The organism is Dyella sp. 333MFSha, from assembly GCF_900102405.1.
Lineage (GTDB): Bacteria > Pseudomonadota > Gammaproteobacteria > Xanthomonadales > Rhodanobacteraceae > Luteibacter > Luteibacter mycovicinus.
The window spans coordinates 1,640,011-1,659,248 of record NZ_FNBR01000001.1 but is presented as its reverse complement, the minus strand read 5'-3'; the positions used below and the strand labels follow the sequence as shown (position 1 = coordinate 1,659,248).

Annotated in this window: 9 protein-coding genes; all 9 read left to right on the top strand. The window is 65.7% G+C overall.

All coding sequences use genetic code 11. From position 1 onward, the window contains the following. The first annotated feature begins 18 nt into the window (after positions 1-18). On the top strand, positions 19-1,098 hold the full coding sequence (gene zipA, locus BLT40_RS07195; protein ID WP_090352469.1) for a cell division protein ZipA: 1,080 nt from the start codon (positions 19-21) through the stop codon (positions 1,096-1,098). Between the two features lies 1 nt (position 1,099). Then, complete coding sequence (locus BLT40_RS07190; protein WP_090352468.1) at positions 1,100-1,738, top strand: FMN-binding negative transcriptional regulator; 639 nt, start codon at positions 1,100-1,102, stop codon at positions 1,736-1,738. Positions 1,739-1,874: 136 nt separating this feature from the next. Further along, the gene (locus BLT40_RS07185; RefSeq protein ID WP_090352467.1) at positions 1,875-5,156 is read left to right on the top strand and encodes a maltotransferase domain-containing protein; all 3,282 of its coding nucleotides are present in this window, start codon (positions 1,875-1,877) and stop codon (positions 5,154-5,156) included. Between the two features lie 3 nt (positions 5,157-5,159). Next, entirely contained in the window at positions 5,160-8,477 is a 3,318-nt protein-coding gene (treS, locus tag BLT40_RS07180) for a maltose alpha-D-glucosyltransferase (RefSeq protein WP_090352466.1), read from the top strand. Next, on the top strand, positions 8,474-10,660 hold the full coding sequence (gene glgB, locus BLT40_RS07175; protein WP_255363965.1) for a 1,4-alpha-glucan branching protein GlgB: 2,187 nt from the start codon (positions 8,474-8,476) through the stop codon (positions 10,658-10,660). Before treS ends, glgB begins: the two co-directional genes overlap by 4 nt. Positions 10,661-10,671: 11 nt before the next feature. Continuing rightward, positions 10,672-12,780, top strand: a complete 2,109-nt coding sequence (gene glgX, locus BLT40_RS07170; protein WP_090352465.1) for a glycogen debranching protein GlgX — start codon at positions 10,672-10,674, stop codon at positions 12,778-12,780. Further along, positions 12,777-14,528: a malto-oligosyltrehalose trehalohydrolase gene (treZ, locus tag BLT40_RS07165; RefSeq protein WP_218124522.1), complete on the top strand. Its 1,752-nt coding sequence runs from the start codon at positions 12,777-12,779 to the stop codon at positions 14,526-14,528. The genes glgX and treZ overlap by 4 nt, the downstream gene beginning before the upstream one ends. Before the next feature lie 3 nt (positions 14,529-14,531). After that, positions 14,532-16,610, top strand: coding sequence for a 4-alpha-glucanotransferase (gene malQ, locus BLT40_RS07160; protein WP_090352464.1), 2,079 nt, complete (start codon positions 14,532-14,534; stop codon positions 16,608-16,610). Then, positions 16,607-19,219, top strand: a complete 2,613-nt coding sequence (treY, locus tag BLT40_RS07155; RefSeq protein WP_079521490.1) for a malto-oligosyltrehalose synthase — start codon at positions 16,607-16,609, stop codon at positions 19,217-19,219. The genes malQ and treY overlap by 4 nt, the downstream gene beginning before the upstream one ends. Positions 19,220-19,238: the final 19 nt, after the last annotated feature.

Sequence of the window (19,238 nt, the reverse complement as noted above, 5' to 3'; positions counted from 1 at the left end):
CTTCAAGGAAATCGAACCATGAATCCCGCCATCGGCCTCGCCTGGAATCCCGCAGTGGGCATCCCGATGCTCTTCGTCGGCATCGTCGTGATGGTGCTGCTCTGGCTGTTCGGTCAGCCGCGCAAGGAGCAGGGTCGCCGCAAGCCCGTGCCGGAACAGCCTGAGCGTGCCCGCGAGCGCCGCGAACCGGTATTCAGCGACGAGGACGGTGGCGTCGATGCGCGCGAGGCATACGACGAGCGGGACAACGTGTCCTTCAGTGCCCGCGACGAGCTGCGCGAGGACGACGCCAACGACCCGCTGTTCAATCCGCGGCCGAAACAGGCCGAGCTCGATGTGGACCTGAGGGCGGAGCTGGAGCGCCTCGGTGCATCGCTGGCCGGTGAGCGGACGGCGTCCGCCGCGCCCGTGGCGCCGGCGGCACCGGCGCCGGCGGCATCCGCGCCCGTGGCGCGTCCCGCCCAGCGCACCGAGCCACGTTTCGATCTGGACCTGCCGTTCAATCTCGACGACGAGCCGCGTGTGGCCGCGTCTGCGCCGACGCCTGTCCCGGCCCCCGCGCCGGTGCCGGTGCGCCCCCCCGCGCCGGCTCCCGCGCCGGTGGCGAAGACCCCTCCGCGCTCGGATCTCGGCCGCCGCCCGCCGCACGCGCCGGTCGAGCGCATCGTCAGCCTCTACGTCGTCGCCCGCGAAGGCACCCGGTTCAACGGTTCCGATCTCGTCGTGGCCGCCGAAAAGGCCGGCCTGGAGTTCGGCGACATGGGGATTTACCACCGGCTCGTCGACGGCCATCCGGAGCAGGGTCCGATTTTCAGCGTCGCCAACCTGACCAAGCCCGGCAACTTCGACATGGCACGCATCGCCACGTTGCAGACCTCGGGTCTGTCGTTCTTCATGGCGCTGCCGGGTCCCGTACCCGCGCTGGACGCCTGGGACGCGATGCTGCCCACCGCGCAGCGCCTGGGCGAGTTGCTCGACGGCCTGGTCCTGGACGAAGAGCGCAACGCGCTCGGCCGCCAGCGCATCGCGCACATCCGCGACGAGCTGCGTGGGTGGGACCGCGGGCACGAAGGCGAAGAGATCAAGTTCGGCCAGTAACGTGTACACGCCCCGAGCCTTCGCCGAAGATCGTCTGCCCGTCCTGCACGAGGCGATCCGGCGCCATCCGTTCGGCACGCTGGTGACGGCGGGTGAGGGCGGCATCGAAGCGAGTCACGTTCCTTTCGTGCTGGCGCCGGACGAGGGGCCCTACGGCACGCTGTACTGCCATGTGGCGCGCGGCAACGACCATGTGACACGTCACGTCGGGGAGGCGCTGTCGATCTTCGCGGGTCCGCACGCCTACATCTCACCGAACGGGTATCCCGGCAAGGCCGAACACCACCGCGAAGTCCCGACCTGGAACTACATCGCGGTGCACGTCTATGGACGCCCGGAGACGTTCACGGAGCCGACCTTGCTCCGTGCCTTGCTCGACCGTCTGACCGCCCAGTCCGAAAAGGATGCTGCACAGCCCCTGCCGTGGCAGGTGGGCGATGCCCCGGCCGAGTATCTGACCGCCATGTACCGCGGCATCGTCGGTATCCGCATCGCCATCGATCGCATCGAGGGCAAGTGGAAGCTGGGCCAGAATCGTACGGATGCCGACCGCATCGGAGCCGCGACGCTGCTTGCCGAGCGCACCGGTGACGACGAACAGGCTATCGCGGCGGCGATGCTTGCCGCTCGAAACGTGTGAATTAACGGCACCATATTCACGCTGCCGCAACACCCCTCTGCGTCACTGTGAAGGTCTTCGCGTGTCCGGGTATTGGCACGATGCATACATCCCGCCCGGCATGCTTGTGTCCTTCCCCCAGAGGAATGCGATTCACATGTCGGAAAGCACGCGAGCGCCTTTCAGAATCTACTATCTGCATCCGCTGCTCGCCGGGCCGATGACCGCCTGGAATGCGTGGATCGAGCACGCGGCGTCGCTCGGGTTCCGGCAACTGCTGGTGGCACCCCCGTTCGATGCTTCGGTCACCGGTGACGTTTTCGTTACACGCGACTTCGACCGGCTGAACGGGGCGGTGGCGGACGAGGGCGATGCGGTCACCCGGCTTGCGCAGATCGCGAAGGCCTGTCGCAATCACCGCATGGAGTTGTGGCTGGACCTTTCTCTGGACGAGGTCGCCTCGGATGCGCCGGTTCGCCAGGAGCATCCGGAATGGTTTCGCGCGGTTGCCGCGCAGCACGGCACGCCCGATCCGCGCTGGACCCCCGCGGAGAGCGACAGCGTCCGCTGGCGCCTGAACGACCCCGAGGTTGCCGAAGCGGCCACGCAGTGGTGGGTCGATCGCCTGCACCGCTGGACCGCCGCGGGCGTCGAAGGCTTTCGCGTCGTGCACCCGCAGCGGCTGCGCGCTTCGCGCTGGAAGAGCCTGATCGATGCGGTGCGCAACACGCACGCCGATGCGTCGCAGGCCGCGTTCCTCGCCTGGACGCCCGGGCTTTCCGCTGACGATCTCGCCAACCTGAAAGGTGCCGGATTCGACGCGGTCGTCTCGTCGGCCAACTGGTGGGACTTTCGTGCACCGTGGTTCGCGGAAGAAGCCGCGCGTCTCGCCACCGTCGCGCCGGCGCTGGCTTGCGTGGAGGAACCGTTCGCGAAGCGGCTCGGCGATGAACTGGGCGAGGAGAATCAACTTGAGCACGCCTATCAGCGGGCGATCGCCTTCGCGGCGACATCGCCAGCGGGCTGGATGATGCCGGTCGGTTTCGAGTTTGCCCAGCACGATGCGCTGGATCCGCGACGTGGCCTTGCGGTCACGCCCGCCGCGCTCGCCATGAATGCTGCCCTCGACCTGACGGCGACGGTCCGTGCCGCCAACGCGGCCGTGGGTGACGATGTGCCGGCGGCCCCCCTCATCACGACGGGCCGCGACGTCGCTGTGTTCCTGACGGTCGATGGACCCGACGCGCGAAAGGCATCCCGTGCCACCCTGACCCTGGTCAACGCCTCTCTGGACCGTGACGCACCGGTCGGTGCCGCGCAGGCGCTGGCGGGCGCGGCCGCGCATTTCGCCCCCTGGGTCACGCCGGACGGACGCAAGGTGTTCGATCAGGGCGACGGGATGCTTCTGGCACCCGGCGCCGTCCTGACCCTCACCGGTGTGCCGTCCACGCCAGCCAAACGAAAGATGGGAGCGAGTGTGCAGAAGGAATTCCTACAGGCGGCCTCGCGTGCGCCTCGCGTCATGATCGAAGCCGTGCAGCCGACGGTGGACGCGGGCCGCTTTCCGGCCAAACGCGTCGTCGGTCAATCGGTGGAGGTGACGGCGGACATCTTCATGGACGGCCACGAGGTGCTGGCCGCACGCCTGCGTTACCGCGCACAGGACGAGCGGACATGGCGCGAAGTCGTCATGGAACCGGTGAACAACGACATTCATACGGCGAGCTTCGTACCGACGCGTGTCGGCCGCTACGAGTTCCAGGTGGAAGCCTGGCATGACCGCTTCGCCAGCTATCACCACGAGATCGAGGTGAAGCACGCCGCCGGTGTCTCTCTCGCGCTGGAACTGGAAGAGGGACGCCTGCTCGTCGAAGCCCGGGCCAAAGATGCCGCCGGTCCCAGGGCGAAGGCCTTGCGTAACCTGGCGGCGGCACTCGGCAAGGCCGATGACGCACAGCGACTCGAGCTGCTGCTCGATGAGACGACCGTGGCGCTCATGGCGGCGACCGATCCCCGGATCCGCTCCAGCGTCACCGACACGTATCCACTCGAGGTGGATCGCCGCGAAGCGGTCTTCGCCAGCTGGTACGAACTGTTCCCGCGTTCGATGACCGACGACAAAGCCAGGCACGGCACCTTTCGCAACACCATCGCGCGCCTGCCGGCGATCCGCGACATGGGTTTCGACGTGCTCTACTTCCCGCCGATCCATCCGATCGGCACGTCGTTCCGGAAGGGCCCCAACAACACGCTGACGCCGGGTCCCGATGATCCGGGCAGTCCGTATGCGATCGGCTCGCCGGACGGCGGTCATAACGCCATCCATCCGCAACTGGGCACGCTCGAGGACTTCCGCGCGCTGCGTGACGCCGCGCACGAACACGGGCTCGAGCTGGCACTGGACTTCGCCATCCAGTGCTCGCAGGACCACCCCTGGCTGAAGGAGCACCCGGAGTGGTTCGACTGGCGTCCGGACGGCAGCATCAAATACGCCGAGAATCCGCCGAAGAAGTACCAGGACATCGTTAATGTCGACTTCTATGCCGACGGCGCGATTCCCTCGCTCTGGCAGGCGCTGTGCGACTCCGTGCTGTTCTGGGCCGCGGAGGGTGTACGCACCTTCCGTGTCGATAACCCGCATACCAAGCCGTTCCCGTTCTGGGAATGGATGATCGCCCGGGTGCGGGCGAAGTATCCGGACACGCTGTTCCTTTCCGAGGCGTTCACCCGTCCGAAGCCGATGTATCGCCTGGCCAAGGTCGGCTTCAGTCAGTCGTACACGTATTTCACCTGGCGCAATTCGAAGCAGGAGTTCATCGACTACCTGACCGAGTTGACGACGACGGCACCGAAAGACTTCTTCCGGCCCAACTTCTTCGTCAATACCCCGGATATCAACCCGTACTTCCTGCAGACCTCGGGGCGCCCGGGTTTCCTGATCCGCGCCGCGCTGGCGACGACGCTCTCCGGACTCTGGGGTATGTATTCGGGCTTCGAGATCTGCGAGTCCGCGCCGATGCCCGGCAAGGAGGAGTACCTCGATTCCGAGAAGTACGAAATCCGCATCCGCGATTTCAACGCCCCCGGAAACATCGTTGCGGAAATTACCCAGCTCAACCACATCCGGCGCGCGCACCCGGCGCTGCAGTCGCACCTCGGACTGCGCTTCCTGCCGGCGAGCAACGATCAGGTGCTCTTCTTCGAGAAGCGCTCCGGTGACGATCTCGTGCTTGTCGCGATAAGCATGGACCCGCACAACGCCCAGTCCGCGGACCTCACGCTGCCGCTTGGCGACTGGCGCCTGGCCGACGACGCCGCCATCGACGTACACGACCTTCTGCATACCCAACCCATCGCCTGGCGCGGTGCCCGTCAGAACGTATGGCTCGGCCTCGGCCAGCCCTACGCGATCTGGCACGTCCGTCTCCCTGGAGTCTGATCCATGGCAACACGCGGTAAGGGAAAGAAACAGACGATCGCTCCCGATTTTTCGAGCGATCCGCTCTGGTACAAGGATGCGATCATTTATCAGGTCCATCTGAAGTCGTACTTCGATGCCAATGACGACGGCGTGGGCGATTTCGAAGGCCTGATTCAGAAGCTGGACTACATCGCCGAGCTGGGCGTCAACACGTTGTGGCTGCTGCCGTTCTATCCGAGTCCGCGGCGCGACGACGGCTACGACATCGCCGAATACAAGTCGGTGCATCCCGACTACGGCAAGCTCGCCGATGCGAAACGGTTCATCGCGGAGGCGCATAAGCGCGGCCTGCGCGTGATCACCGAGCTGGTCATCAACCACACCTCCGACCAGCACCCGTGGTTTCAGCGGGCGAGAGAGGCGAAGAAGGGTTCCGCAGCGCGCAACTTCTATGTCTGGTCCGATACCGACCAGGCCTACGACGGCACACGCATCATCTTCCTCGACACTGAAAAGTCCAACTGGACCTGGGATCCGGTGGCCGGTCAATACTTCTGGCACCGGTTCTTCTCGCATCAGCCGGATCTGAACTTCGATAACCCCGCGGTGATCAAGGCGGTGCTCGAAGTCATGCGTTTCTGGCTCGACCTCGGCGTCGACGGCCTGCGACTGGACGCCGTGCCCTATCTGATCGAGCGCGAAGGCACCAACAACGAGAACCTTCCCGAGACACACGACATCCTCAAGCTGATGCGTGCGGAGATCGACCAGCATTACCCGGATCGCATGCTGCTCGCGGAAGCGAACCAGTGGCCGGAGGATACGCAGGACTACTTCGGCAACGGCGACGAATGCCACATGGCGTTCCACTTTCCGCTGATGCCGCGCATGTACATGGCGATCGCGCGCGAAGACCGTTTTCCGATCACCGACATCATGCGGCAGACGCCGGCGATCCCCGAGAACTGCCAGTGGGCGATCTTCCTGCGTAACCATGACGAGCTCACGCTCGAGATGGTGACCGACAACGAACGCGATTACCTGTGGCAGACCTACGCGGCCGACCGTCGTGCGCGTATCAACCTGGGTATCCGTCGGCGTCTCGCCCCTTTGCTCGAGCGCGACCGTCGTCGCATCGAACTGATGAACGCGTTGCTCCTCTCGATGCCGGGCACGCCGGTGCTGTATTACGGCGATGAGATCGGCATGGGCGACAACATTCATCTCGGCGATCGCGACGGCGTACGCACGCCCATGCAGTGGTCCGTCGACCGCAACGGCGGATTCTCGCGGGCCGATCCGGCCAGCCTGGTGCTGCCGCCGATCATGGACCCGCTGTACGGCTTCCAGGCCATCAACGTCGAGGCACAGGGGCGCGATCCGCACTCGCTGCTCAACTGGACGCGCCGCATGCTGGCCGTGCGAAAGCGTTACAAGGCCTTCGGCCGCGGCACGCTGAAGTTTCTCTATCCGGGTAACCGCAAGGTGCTGGCGTATCTGCGCGAGTTCGAGGGCGAACACCTGCTCTGCGTCGCCAACATGTCCCGTTCGCTGCAGGCGGTCGAGCTCGATGTGGCCGCGTTCGACGGGCAGGTTCCCATCGAGATCATGGGCGGCTCGTCGTTCCCGCCGATCGGCCAGCTGCCCTATCTTCTGACGCTTCCCGCGTACGGTTTTTACGCCTTCCAGATCTGCCCCAACGCGCAGATGCCCGAGTGGCACGAAGTGCCCGCCGAGCCGCTGCCCGATTACGAGACGCTGGTGGTGCGCGGCGCGCTGGTGGAAGGGCCGGTTATGGCGCATCACCGCGGTGTGATCGAGAAGCAGGTGCTGCCCGGTTACCTCGGGGTCCGGCGTTGGTTCGCCTCCAAGGATCGCGGTATCGAGAGCTCGAAGATCCTTTACGCGGTGCCGTGGCCGGACCATGGCGACGATCTCGTCTTCACCGAGGTCGAAGCGACGCTCGCCGACGGTGGCACCGAACGTTACAGCCTGCCGGTCGGCATCGTCTGGGAAGACGAGAGCCCGACAGCGCGTGCCCAGCAGCTTGCGTTGGCACGCGTGCGTCGAGGTCGTCGCATCGGCTTGCTTACCGACGGATTCGCCCTGGACGCCTTTGCCTCCGGCCTGTTGATCGGGCTGCGTCAGGCCACCGAATTGCCGGTGAACTCCGGTGTCGTACGTTTCGAGACGACCGATGCGTTCGCCGGGGTCACCTTCGACCCGGCCATCGAAAGCCGGTGGCTGACCGCTGAGCAATCCAACAGCTCGATGATCATGCACGACGCCGGTGTGGTGAAGCTGTTCCGACGCACCTCCGTCGGCATCAATCCGGAAGTGGAGATGGGTCGCTTCCTCACCGAACACGGCTACGCCAACACCTCGCCGTTGCTCGGTGAGGTGGTCCGCATCGGCGAAAACGGCGACCGCACCACGCTGGCCGTGTTGCAGGGCTTTCTGCGCAATCAGGGCGATGCCTGGCGGTGGACGCTCGACTTCCTTCGTCGCAGCTACGACGAATACAGTCACTCCGACGAGGAAGAGCGCAAGGCGGAGATCGAGGCGGGGTACGACGCGTTCGCGACCGCGGTGGGCACGCGACTGGGCGAGTTGCACGCCTTGCTTGCGCAGCCGTCCGAGATTCCCGCGTTCTCGCCCGAAAAGGCGAGCGCCGCCGACGTCGACGCGGTACGCGACAGCGTTCGTGCACAGATCGGCCGTGCGCTGGTGTCGATCGACCACCTTGCCGATCTGTCGGAGACGGTGGCTGCCGATGTCGAGGCGCTCAGAGGTCTCGTGGGTACGCTGGACGAGCGCGTGGGCAAGCTGGCGAAGGCGGGCGTATCCGCGCTTAAAACCCGGGTGCATGGCGACTTCCACCTCGGCCAGATCCTTGTGGTGCAGGACGACGCGTACATCATCGACTTCGAAGGCGAACCCGCTCGTTCGCTGGACGAGCGCCGCGCGAAGGGCTCCCCGTTGCGAGATGTCGCCGGTTTCCTGCGTTCGCTCGACTATGCGGCCGCCATGGCGCGCCGGGGTGAAGACGGACTTGCTCCGATCGAGGACGAAGGCTTCGGCGATTACCTGTCCCGCTTCCGCGAGCGTTCGTCGCGCGTCTTCCTGGGGGCCTATCGAGCCGTCCTAGACGCGGCGCCGGTACGCTGGGTCGATGGCGAGACGCTGGCACCCATCCTGGAGCTGTTCGTCATCGAGAAGGCGGCGTACGAAGTGAACTATGAAGCGGCGAACCGGCCCGGCTGGGTCGATGTGCCGGTGCGCGGGCTGCTGCACGCCGCGCGCGGTGAGACATCCCGAGAATTGAAGGAAGACACGTGACCGATCCCCGTACCTATGGCGTGACCGATCCCGCCGCCGTCGATGCACTCGTCGACGGACGGCACGGCGATCCCTTCGCTCTGCTCGGTCCGCACCTCGTCGAGGGCAGGCGGGTCGTGCGCAGCTTGCAGCCGGGGGCGCAGGGTGTGGAGTTGATCGATGCGACCGGACGTTCGCTGGGCGAGCTGAAGCGGGTACACGACGGCGGCTTGTTCGCCGGTTTCCCGGAATCCGACGACGACTACCGCTTGCGTGTTCACTGGCCTGCGGCCGCCCATGACACGCACGATCCGTATCGTTTCGGTAACCTCCTCACTGACGACGACCTGCAACGCCTGTCCGCCGGAACGCATACGGAGCTGTTTCTCTGCCTTGGCGCGCATCCGGTCACGGTCGACGGCGTGAACGGCGTACGCTTTGCCGTCTGGGCGCCGAATGCGCAGCGGGTGAGTGTGGTGGGCGACTTCAACAGCTGGGACGGGCGTCGCTTGCCCATGCGCAAGCGTGTACCGGCGGGTGTCTGGGAACTCTTCGTGCCTGGCTTGCTGCCCGGCGCACGCTATAAGTACGAGATCTGGGGTGCCGACGGATCGCTCACCCAGCGCGCCGATCCGGTCGCCCTCGCGGCTGAGCTGCCGCCGTCCACCGCGTCGATCGTGGCCGATCCGACCGCGTTTCGCTGGACGGACGACGAATGGATGCGTCACCGCGGTTCGTTGCATCATGCGGGCTCCCCGCTGTCGATTTATGAGCTGCATGCCGGATCGTGGCTGCGCGGTCCCGATGGGCGCGAGTTGCACTGGGATGAACTGGGCGAACGCCTGATCCCGTATGTGGCGGGCATGGGTTTCAGCCATATCGAACTGCTGCCGGTGTCGGAGCACCCCTTTGGCGGGTCCTGGGGTTATCAGCCACTGGGCCAGTTCGCCCCGACGTCGCGGTTCGGTACGCCCGAGGCATTCGCGCGCTTCGTCGACCGCTGCCACGAGGCGGGCGTTGGCGTCATCGTCGACTGGGTACCCGCGCATTTCCCCACGGATATCCACGGTCTGGCGCACTTCGACGGCACTCCGCTGTACGAACATGCCGATCCGCGCGAGGGTTTCCATCAGGACTGGAACACGCTGATCTTCAATCTCGGCCGGAACGAGGTATCCGCGTTCCTGGTCGCCAGCGCGCTGGCCTGGCTCGAGCGCTTCCACGTGGACGGCCTGCGTGTGGACGCCGTGGCGTCGATGTTGTATCGCGACTACTCGCGCAAGCACGGCGAGTGGGTGCCGAACCAGTACGGCGGCCGCGAGAACCTCGAGTCGATCGCCTTCCTGCGCCGGGTGAACCAGCTCGTCGCGGAACGGCATCCGGACTGCATGACCATCGCCGAGGAATCCACGGCATGGCCGGGCGTGACCCAGCCGGTGGAGCAGGGCGGCCTCGGCTTCGACTTCAAGTGGAACATGGGCTGGATGCACGATTCGCTCGAGTACATGTCGCGCGATCCGTTGTACCGCCAGTTTCATCATGGCGAAATGACCTTCAGCATGGTCTATGCCTATTCCGAGAAGTTCGTGCTGCCGCTGTCACACGACGAAGTCGTGCACGGCAAACGGTCGTTGCTGGGACGCATGCCCGGCGACGAGTGGCAGCGTTTTGCCAACCTGCGTGCCTACTACGGTTTCATGTGGGGTCATCCGGGCAAGAAACTGCTGTTCACGGGTGGCGAAATCGCGCAGCCACACGAATGGAACCACGATTCGCAGATCGCCTGGGAGTTGCTCGACAACCCGCTGCACCTCGGTGTGCAGAAGACCGTGCGCGACCTCAACCGGCTCTATGCGTCGACGCCGGCCCTGCACGCATGGGATACCGATCCGCGCGGCTTCCGCTGGGTGATCGGGGACGATGCGTCGCAGAGCATCTTTGCGTGGCTTCGCTTCGCGGAGAATGGACGGCCGGCCCTGGTCGTCAGCAACATGACGCCCACTCCGCGTCACGGCTTCCGCCTGGGCGTGCCCGACGGCGGCCGCTGGAAGGAAGCGTTCAACTCGGATGCTTCCGATTACGGCGGCTCCGGCGTCGGCAACGAAGGCGAGCGGCACACGCAGGATGTGCCATCGCATGGCTTCGATCGTTCGCTGGTGCTGAGCCTGCCACCCCTTTCCACGGTCATCTTCGTGGCCGACTGACGAGGAATCCGATGCCCGCACTTCCCGAGCGCATGCAGTCCGGTACGCCGCATCCCCTTGGCGCCACCTGCGACGGCATGGGAACGAATTTCGCGGTGTTCTCCGCCCACGCGGAGCGCATCGAACTGTGTCTGTTCGATCCATCCGGTAAGCGCGAGATCGCGCGATACGACCTCCCCGAATGTACCGATGAGGTGTTTCATGGCTACCTGCCACGTGTACGTGGCGGGACGCTTTACGGTTTCCGGGCGTATGGTCCGTATGAGCCGGAAGAGGGACACCGGTTCAATCCGAACAAGCTGTTGCTGGATCCTTACGCCCGCCTGCTCCATGGACAGGTTCGCTGGTCCGATGCGCTTCACGGCTACCGTGTGTCCTCGCCACGCGCGGATCTGTCGTTCGATCGTCGCGACAGCGCCGCGGCGATGCCCAAGGCGGTCGTGGTCGACGAGCCGATGCACTGGACGCAGAACAATCGCCCGCATACCCCCTGGAATGAGACGGTCATTTACGAGACCCATCTCAAGGGGATAACGCGAACGCTCAAGCGTATCCGGCCGCACGAGCGCGGCACCTTCATCGCGCTGGCCGATCCTTACGTCATCGACTATCTGGTCAAGCTGGGGATCACGGCCGTCGAACTGCTGCCCGTGCATGCGTTTCTTCAGGACCGGCGTCTCGCCGAGATGAAGCTGCGCAATTACTGGGGTTACAACACGCTGTCGTTCTTCGCTCCGGAACCGGCGTATCTTGCCGAAGGTGCGCTCAACGAGATCCGTGCCGCGGTGCAGGCGCTGCATGCGGCGGGCATCGAGGTGATCCTGGATGTGGTCTACAACCACACCTGCGAGGGCAGCGAACTGGGCACCACCATGTCCTTCCGGGGCCTGGACAACAAGAGCTACTACCGTCTGATGGCGGACAACCCGCGCTATTGCATCAACGACACAGGAACGGGCAATACGGTCAATACGGCGCACCCGCGTGTGCTGCAGATGGTGATGGACTCACTGCGCTACTGGGTCCAGACCTTTCATGTGGACGGCTTCCGCTTCGATCTCGGCGTCAGTCTGGGACGCGAAGAGCATGGGTTCGACCCCTGTTGCGGCCTGTTCGATGCCATGCGGCAGGATCCGGTGCTGGCCAACGTCAAACTTATTTCAGAGCCGTGGGACATCGGTCCAGGCGGTTACCAGCTGGGCAATCATCCGCCGGGCTTTGCCGAGTGGAACGGCAAGTTCCGTGACGATATCCGGAAGTTCTGGAAAGGCGACTCGAACATGCGCGGCGCGCTTGCGGGTCGGCTTCAGGCGTCTGGCGAGCTCTTCGACCACCAGAAGCGCAAGCCGTGGGCATCGGTCAATTTCATCACGGCGCACGACGGTTTCACGCTGGAAGACCTGGTCAGTTACAACGACAAGCACAACGATGCCAACGGCGAAGAAAACCGTGACGGTGGCAACGACAACGAAAGCTACAACCACGGTGTCGAAGGGCCGAGCGACGATCCCTCCATCCGTACCCAGCGCGACCGGCAGAAGCGCGCGATGCTGGCGACGATGTTCTTCTCGCACGGCACGCCGATGCTGCTCGGTGGCGACGAGTTCGGTCGCACGCAGAGCGGCAACAACAATGCCTATTGCCAGGACAACGAGTTGTCCTGGTACGACTGGAAGCTGGCCAGTTCGGATCCGGGTCGCGAGTTGTCCGAATTCGTTTCCCGCCTGATACGCCTGCGCGAACAACATCCCACCTTGCGGGCCGCGCACTTCCTGCGGGGCGACAAGGAGGTCGCGCCCGGCATGCGCGAAGTCGTGTGGTTCGACGAAAGCGGCGCCGAAATGACGCTGGAGACCTGGGGTTATACCGAGGGGCGCCTGCTGGCCTTGCGGCGCGCCCAGGCGTACGGAGAGAAACGAGCCGACGTGACGCTGATTCTGATCAATGCCACGCCTGAGACGCATGTTTTCCACCTTCCGCAGCCCGCCGCCAACTGGCGCCTGCGTTGCAACACTGCCGCGCCCCTGGCGCCGGAGCTACCGTGGACCGAGCCGACGATCGAAGTGGAGGGACGGAGCGTCCTGTTGCTGGCAGCGACAGTGCGGACCGAACCCGCGTGAGCGCGCGTTACGTACATGCCATGCCTTATGGCGTGAAGCCGTTGGGCGAGGGCAAGGCGCGCTTCCGTCTGTGGGCACCCGATGTCGACAGCGTGTCGATCGAGTGCGATACCGGGCACACGTCGACGATGCGTGCGCTGGACGATGGCTGGTTCGAATGCATCTGCCCCGCGGAGATTGGATCGGGCTACCGCTTTCGTCTGCCGGATGGCACAGCGGTACCCGACCCCGCGTCGCGCCGGCAGCGAGGCGGCGATGTGCACGGCTTCAGTGTGGTGACCGATCCGCAGGCCTTCGAGTGGCGGAACGGCGCCTGGCAGGGGCGTCCCTGGCAGGACACCGTGATCTACGAATTGCATGTCGGTGCGCTGGGCGGCTATCACGGTGTGGAAATGGTGCTGCCGCATCTCGCCTCGCTGGGCATCACGGCCTTGGAGCTCATGCCGATCGCCGAATTCCCCGGTGAGCGGAACTGGGGATACGACGGCGTCCTACCATATGCCCCGACGGACGCGTTCGGCTCACCCGAAGACCTCAAGTCGCTGATCGACACAGCGCACGGCCTCGGCCTGATGGTGTTTCTCGATGTCGTCTACAACCATTTCGGTCCCGACGGCAATTATCTGGGCGCCTACGCATCACCGTTTTTCGATGGCTCCGTACATACTCCCTGGGGCGCGGCGATTGGCGTGTCCACGCCGCAGGTCGGCGACTTCTTCGTGCACAATGCGCTTTACTGGCTCGAGGAATTCCGCTTCGACGGCTTGCGCTTCGACGCGGTGCACGCGATAGGCAATCCCGGTTGGCTGGGCTCGCTCGCCGCGCGCGTGCACGGCGCCATGGGACCGGACCGTCATGTGCACCTGATTCTGGAGAACGAGGCGAACCAGGCCAGCCTTCTCGGCAGGGGACGCTTCGATGCGCAATTGAACGACGACTTTCACAATGCCCTGCACGTGCTGCTGACGGGTGAGGCCGAGGGTTACTACGCGCACTACGAAGCGCCGATGCCCAAGCTTCTGCGCAGCCTGCAGGAGGGCTTCGTTTTTCAGGGCGAGCCGATGGGCGGCAAGCGTCGCGGCGAATCGAGCGCTCATCTGCCGCCGTCGCGCTTCGTCAACTTCCTGCAGAATCACGACCAGGTGGGCAACCGTGCGTTCGGCGACCGCCTGACGACGCTGATTGACGCCGAGACGATGGAGGCCGCGCTGGCCCTCCTGCTGCTTGCGCCTTTCGTCCCTATGCTGTTCATGGGAGAGGAGTGGGCCAGCCGCACGCCGTTTCTCTTCTTCACCGATTTCCAGGATGAGGACCTTCGCAAGGCGGTGCGCGACGGTCGGCGTCGCGAGTTCGAGGCATTCACGAGCTTCGGCGGCGAGGAGATTCCCGATCCGAACGACTACGACACGTTCACCGCGTCCATTCCCAACCGTGAGGAAGGAGCGGGTGAAGCGCGCCGGCAACTGGTTCGCGAACTGATCGCCCAGCGGCACAAGCACGTCGCTCCGCACATAGGCGATGCCAGGGCGGCGGGAGCGGAGGCAGTCGGCGACCGCGCCTTTACCGCCGCATGGAAACTGGGACCGGCGACGCTTACCTTGTACGTCAACCTCGGCGACGCCGACGTCACGATCCAGCGGCCACCATCGGCGTCCGCGGCATGGCTCCATGGCGATGCCGCGGATATCGCTTCCGTTTCGCGCGGCCTGCTTCCTGCTCGCCGTACCGTCGCCTGCCTGGAGTCCTGAGCCGTGAACGCCCCCCTCGACGATCGTCTCGCTTTGCTTGCCGAACAGGCTGGCATCGATGTCGACTGGCGCGACGCGCTGGACCGCCCGCAGACCACGCCGGCCAGCACGCTTCGTGCCGTGCTTCGCGCGATCGGCCTGCCTGCGGACAACGCCGATGATGTTTCCTCGAGCCTGCATCTGCTCGAGCAGGAGCGCAGCGGCCGACGACCGCCGCGCATGATTACCGCCGATGCGGGCGCACAGGTAGCCATTCCGCCCGTACCGCGCGGTCGCGTGTGGAAGCTGCTGGACAGCGAAGGCGGCCAGGTGGCCGAGGGCGCGTTGCCGTCGGGCGAGGCTGGTATTGCGGCGCCCTCGACACCCGGCTATTACACGTTGATGCTCGACGACGACGAGGTGACGCTGGCGATCGCACCGCCGCGAACCTTTGGCGTCGGCGACGTCGCCGGTACGCGCCGACCCTGGGGCATGGCCGTGCAGATGTCCGCGCTCCGTCGCCCCGGCGATGGCGGCTTCGGCGATTTCACGGCGCTTGAGCTTTGTGCGCGCGCCGCGGCGGAAAAAGGCGCGGATGCGCTCGCGATCAGCCCGTTGCATGCATTGTTCGCCGCCGCTCCCGAGCGTTACAGCCCCTACGCGCCGTCGAGCCGCCTGTTTCTCAACGGTCTGTATGTCGACCCGGTGAAAACCAGTGGTGAGCAGACCGTTCGCGCGGTGATCGACACGCACAACCTGCGTCAGGAACTGGCCGAACTCGAATGGCTCGAGCTGATCGACTGGCCGCGCGCGGCCCGTGCGCGTATGACCATTCTGCGGTCGTTGTTCGAATGGGCGTCGGTGGATCTTGCCCACTCGGAGCGTTTCAGCGCTTTCAGGCGGGAGCAGGGCGAGCCGCTCGAGCGGCACGCACGTTTCGAGGCGCTGCATGGGCATTTCACCGCACATGGCCGGCCCGGTGGCTGGCAGGGCTGGCCCACGGAATTCCACGACCCGGCCGGCAACGAGGTCGCTTCGTTCGTGCGCGAGCATGGTCGCGAAGTGGCCTTTCACGCCTGGCTGCAGTGGCTGGCCGCGCAAGGGCTCGAAGGTGCGCAGAAAGCGGCGCGTGACGCGGGCATGGCGATCGGCCTCGTCGCCGACCTCGCCGTGGGGGCGGACTCGGGTGGCAGCCATGCGTGGGCGCATCAGGCGGAGATGCTGCGCGGCCTGTCGGTGGGGGCACCACCGGACGCGCTGAACCGGCTGGGACAGGACTGGGGTCTGACGACGTTCTCCCCGCGTGGCCTGCGCGAAACCGGTTTCCGTGGCTTCATCGGCATGTTGCGTGCGGCGCTCGCGCACTCGGGCGGTGTCCGCATCGATCACGTGCTCGGCCTGAAACGCCTGTGGCTGGTCCCGCACGGCGCCGGCGCCACCGAGGGGGCCTATCTGCGCTACCCGCTCACCGACATGCTGCGGCTGATCGCACTCGAGTCGCATCTGCACCGCGCCGTCGTCATCGGCGAGGACTTGGGCACCGTACCCGCCGACTTCCGTCATGCCATCGCCGATAAGGGCGTGCTCGGTATTCGCGTGCTGTGGTTCGAGCGTGCATCGGACGGCGGTTTCGTGTCGCCACGCGAATGGTCGGACAATGCCATGGCGACGACGAGCACCCACGATGTCTCGACCGTGGCGGGATGGTGGAGCGGGCGCGATGTCGATTGGCGTAAGCGCACCGGCCTGGACGATCCCGCTGTCGACGAAGCGGCGCAGCGTGAGAAGGAACGCGCGGCGCTGTGGCGTGCGATGTGCGCGTCGGGCTCGGCCTGGAACGAGGATGCGCCACCCGCGACGGACGATATTTCTCCTGTCGTGGTCGCGGCGGCGCGCCACGTGTCTCAGGCGCCCGCACCGCTGGCGATCTTCCCCGTGGAGGACATCCTCGGCCTGCATGAGCAGCCGAATCTTCCGGGCCCCACCGATGCCATTCATCCGAACTGGCGGCGGCGCATGCCCGACTCGTCCACCCGCCTGTTCGATGGCCCGATTGCCAACGCGGTCTGCGCGGCGATCGACAAAACCCGGAACCGGACATGAGCCCGCCGCGCGCGCTGGCTCGCCTGCAGTTCCATGCGGGCTTCACTCTGGACGACGCGGTCGGCGTCGTCGGCTATTACGCCCGGCTGGGTGCGAGTCACCTCTACGCGTCGCCGATCCTTAAGGCGCGTGCGGGTTCGACGCATGGCTACGACGTGGTCGACTGCCACGAGGTCAACCCAGAGATCGGCGGTGAGGACGCGTTGCGCCGTCTGGTCGCCGCCCTGCGCGAGCACGGCATGGGTCTCGTGGTCGACATCGTGCCGAACCACATGGGCGTCGGCACCGAGAACGCCTGGTGGATGGACGTGCTGCGGAACGGGCGTGAGAGCAGTTACGCGGGTTACTTCGATATCGAATGGACCGCGCCGGATCCGCTGATTCGCGGTCGCGTGCTCTTGCCGATCCTCGGTGCCGGTTACGAGGAAACCTTGCAGTCGGGGCATCTGCGCCTGCGCCGTCGCGGCGATACCTGGATGTTGGGCATCTACGACGATCGTCTTCCGCTGTCGCCAGCCTCCGTTGCCGGACTGGGCGATGACGCGGTCGACGAGCACGACCCATCGACGGAGACGGGCAGGGCGAAGCTGCATGCTCTGATCGAAAAGCAGCATTACCGGCTTGCGTTCTGGAAGCTGGCCAGCGACATGGTCAACTACCGTCGTTTCTTCGACATCAACGAACTGGCGGGTCTTCGCATCGAGCGAACCGCGGTGTTCGAGGACACGCACAAGACGATTTTCCGTCTTTACGCCGAAGGGCTGATCGATGGCGTGCGCTGCGACCATGTGGACGGTCTCGCCGATCCGCGTCGCTACTGCCGGCAGTTGCGCCACCGGCTGGAAACGCTGCGTACGCAACGGCCATCCTCCGCGCCGCACGACGCCGCTTATCTCGTCGTCGAGAAGATCCTGGCCGAAGACGAAGATCTCCGGCTGGACTGGCGCACCGACGGCACCACGGGCTACGAGTTCATGGACCAGGTCTCGGCCGTCCTGCACTGTCAGCGTGGCGAAGCGCCACTTACCGAACTGTGGCGCAAGCTCACCGGTGAGTCGGCGGACTTCGGCACGCAGGCGGTGCGGGCACGCCGTCAGATTCTGGTCGACAGCTTCGAATCCGAGCTCGATCGCACCGCACGAGCGCTGTTCACGGCCGCACGCGCCAACGTCGCCACGCGCGACGTGTCGCTGGCGGCGGTCCGCCGGGTGATCGTCGAGCTGCTGGTGCACTTCCCTGTCTACCGCACGTATGCGGGTGGCGCGGGGCGAGACGCCATCGACGACGTCTTCTTCGCCCGGGCGGTGGAAGGCGCTTCACGGACCCTGCGGCTCGAAGACAGTGATCTGCTGCAGCTCGTGTCATTGTGGCTTGGCGGGGAAGCGCCCCGATCGCTGCCACCGGGTCCCGTACGCCGGGCACGCGAGCGCGCCATCGCGGTGTTCCAGCAGGCGACCTCGCCGGTGGCGGCCAAGGCCGTCGAAGACACCGCCGGCTATCGCTACGGTCGCCTGCTCTCGCGTAACGAGGTGGGTGTCGACGCCGGGCGTATGGCCATGTCGATGGAAGACTTCCATGCGCGCTGTGCGATGCGTGCCGATACCTTGCCGCACAACCTGCTGGCGACGGCGACGCACGACCACAAACGTGGCGAAGATCTGCGCGCCCGGCTGGCGGTACTGTCCGAGGTAAGCGAACGCTGGGTCGTTACCGCGGAGCGCTGGCGTGTTCGCCACGCGGACTTCCGGCAACGGGCGGATGGGCGCATGGCGCCTTCGGCGGGCGATGAGCTGATGCTTTACCAGATGCTGGTCGGCGCCTGGCCTCTGCACCTGTCGCCCGACGATACCGACGGCGTCGAGCGGTTCGCCTCGCGTATCGCCGCCTGGCAGCGCAAGGCGCTGCGTGAGGCCAAGCGCTGGACGCGCTGGACGTCGCCCAACGAGCCTTACGAAGATGCCTGCGAAGACTTCCTGCGGACGATCCTGTCCAGCGATGTCGCGGCGGAGCTGGCGGCTTTCGCCAATTACATCGCCTCGCCTGGCGCGGCCAACGGGTTGGCCCAGACCGTTCTGCGACTGACGACGCCCGGTGTGCCCGACCTCTACCAGGGTACGGATTACTGGGACTTCAGTCTGGTCGATCCCGACAACCGGCGACCGGTCGATTTCCTGGCGCGCGCCGCCTCCCTGGAACTGGCGGAGACCCCCTTCGAGGCATTGACGCACTGGCGCGACGGCGCGATCAAGCAGTCGGTGATCGCCCGGCTCCTGGCGACGCGCCGCGAGCACCCGGAGCTGTTTGCCCGCGGCAGCTACCGCGCCCTGGCGGTGGAAGGCCCCGCCTCGGAGCATGTTCTTGCGTTCGTCCGCGAGCATCGCGGGCAGCGCCTGTTCATCGCGGTCGCCCGGCACACGGCGGAATGGATCGCTGGCAGCGACGCGCCAGCGATCGGCGCCGACCACTGGGAGGGTACGTCGTTGACCCTTCCTGATGGGCGCTGGATGAGTATTTTCGGGGAAGGGCGGGTCGACGGCGGGCCGATCGAGGTAGCCACGCTTTTTGGCGAATTGCCGGTAGCGGCGTGGCTGGCGCAGCGCGCTTCCTAGCAGTCACCGGTAGCGTGCC

Coding starts and splice junctions, on each gene's coding strand:
- glgX (WP_090352465.1), top strand. CDS start 10,672: ATGCCCGCACTTCCCGAGCGCATGCAGTCCGGTACGCCGCATCCCCTT.
- treS (WP_090352466.1), top strand. CDS start 5,160: ATGGCAACACGCGGTAAGGGAAAGAAACAGACGATCGCTCCCGATTTT.
- BLT40_RS07185 (WP_090352467.1), top strand. CDS start 1,875: ATGTCGGAAAGCACGCGAGCGCCTTTCAGAATCTACTATCTGCATCCG.
- treY (WP_079521490.1), top strand. CDS start 16,607: ATGAGCCCGCCGCGCGCGCTGGCTCGCCTGCAGTTCCATGCGGGCTTC.
- zipA (WP_090352469.1), top strand. CDS start 19: ATGAATCCCGCCATCGGCCTCGCCTGGAATCCCGCAGTGGGCATCCCG.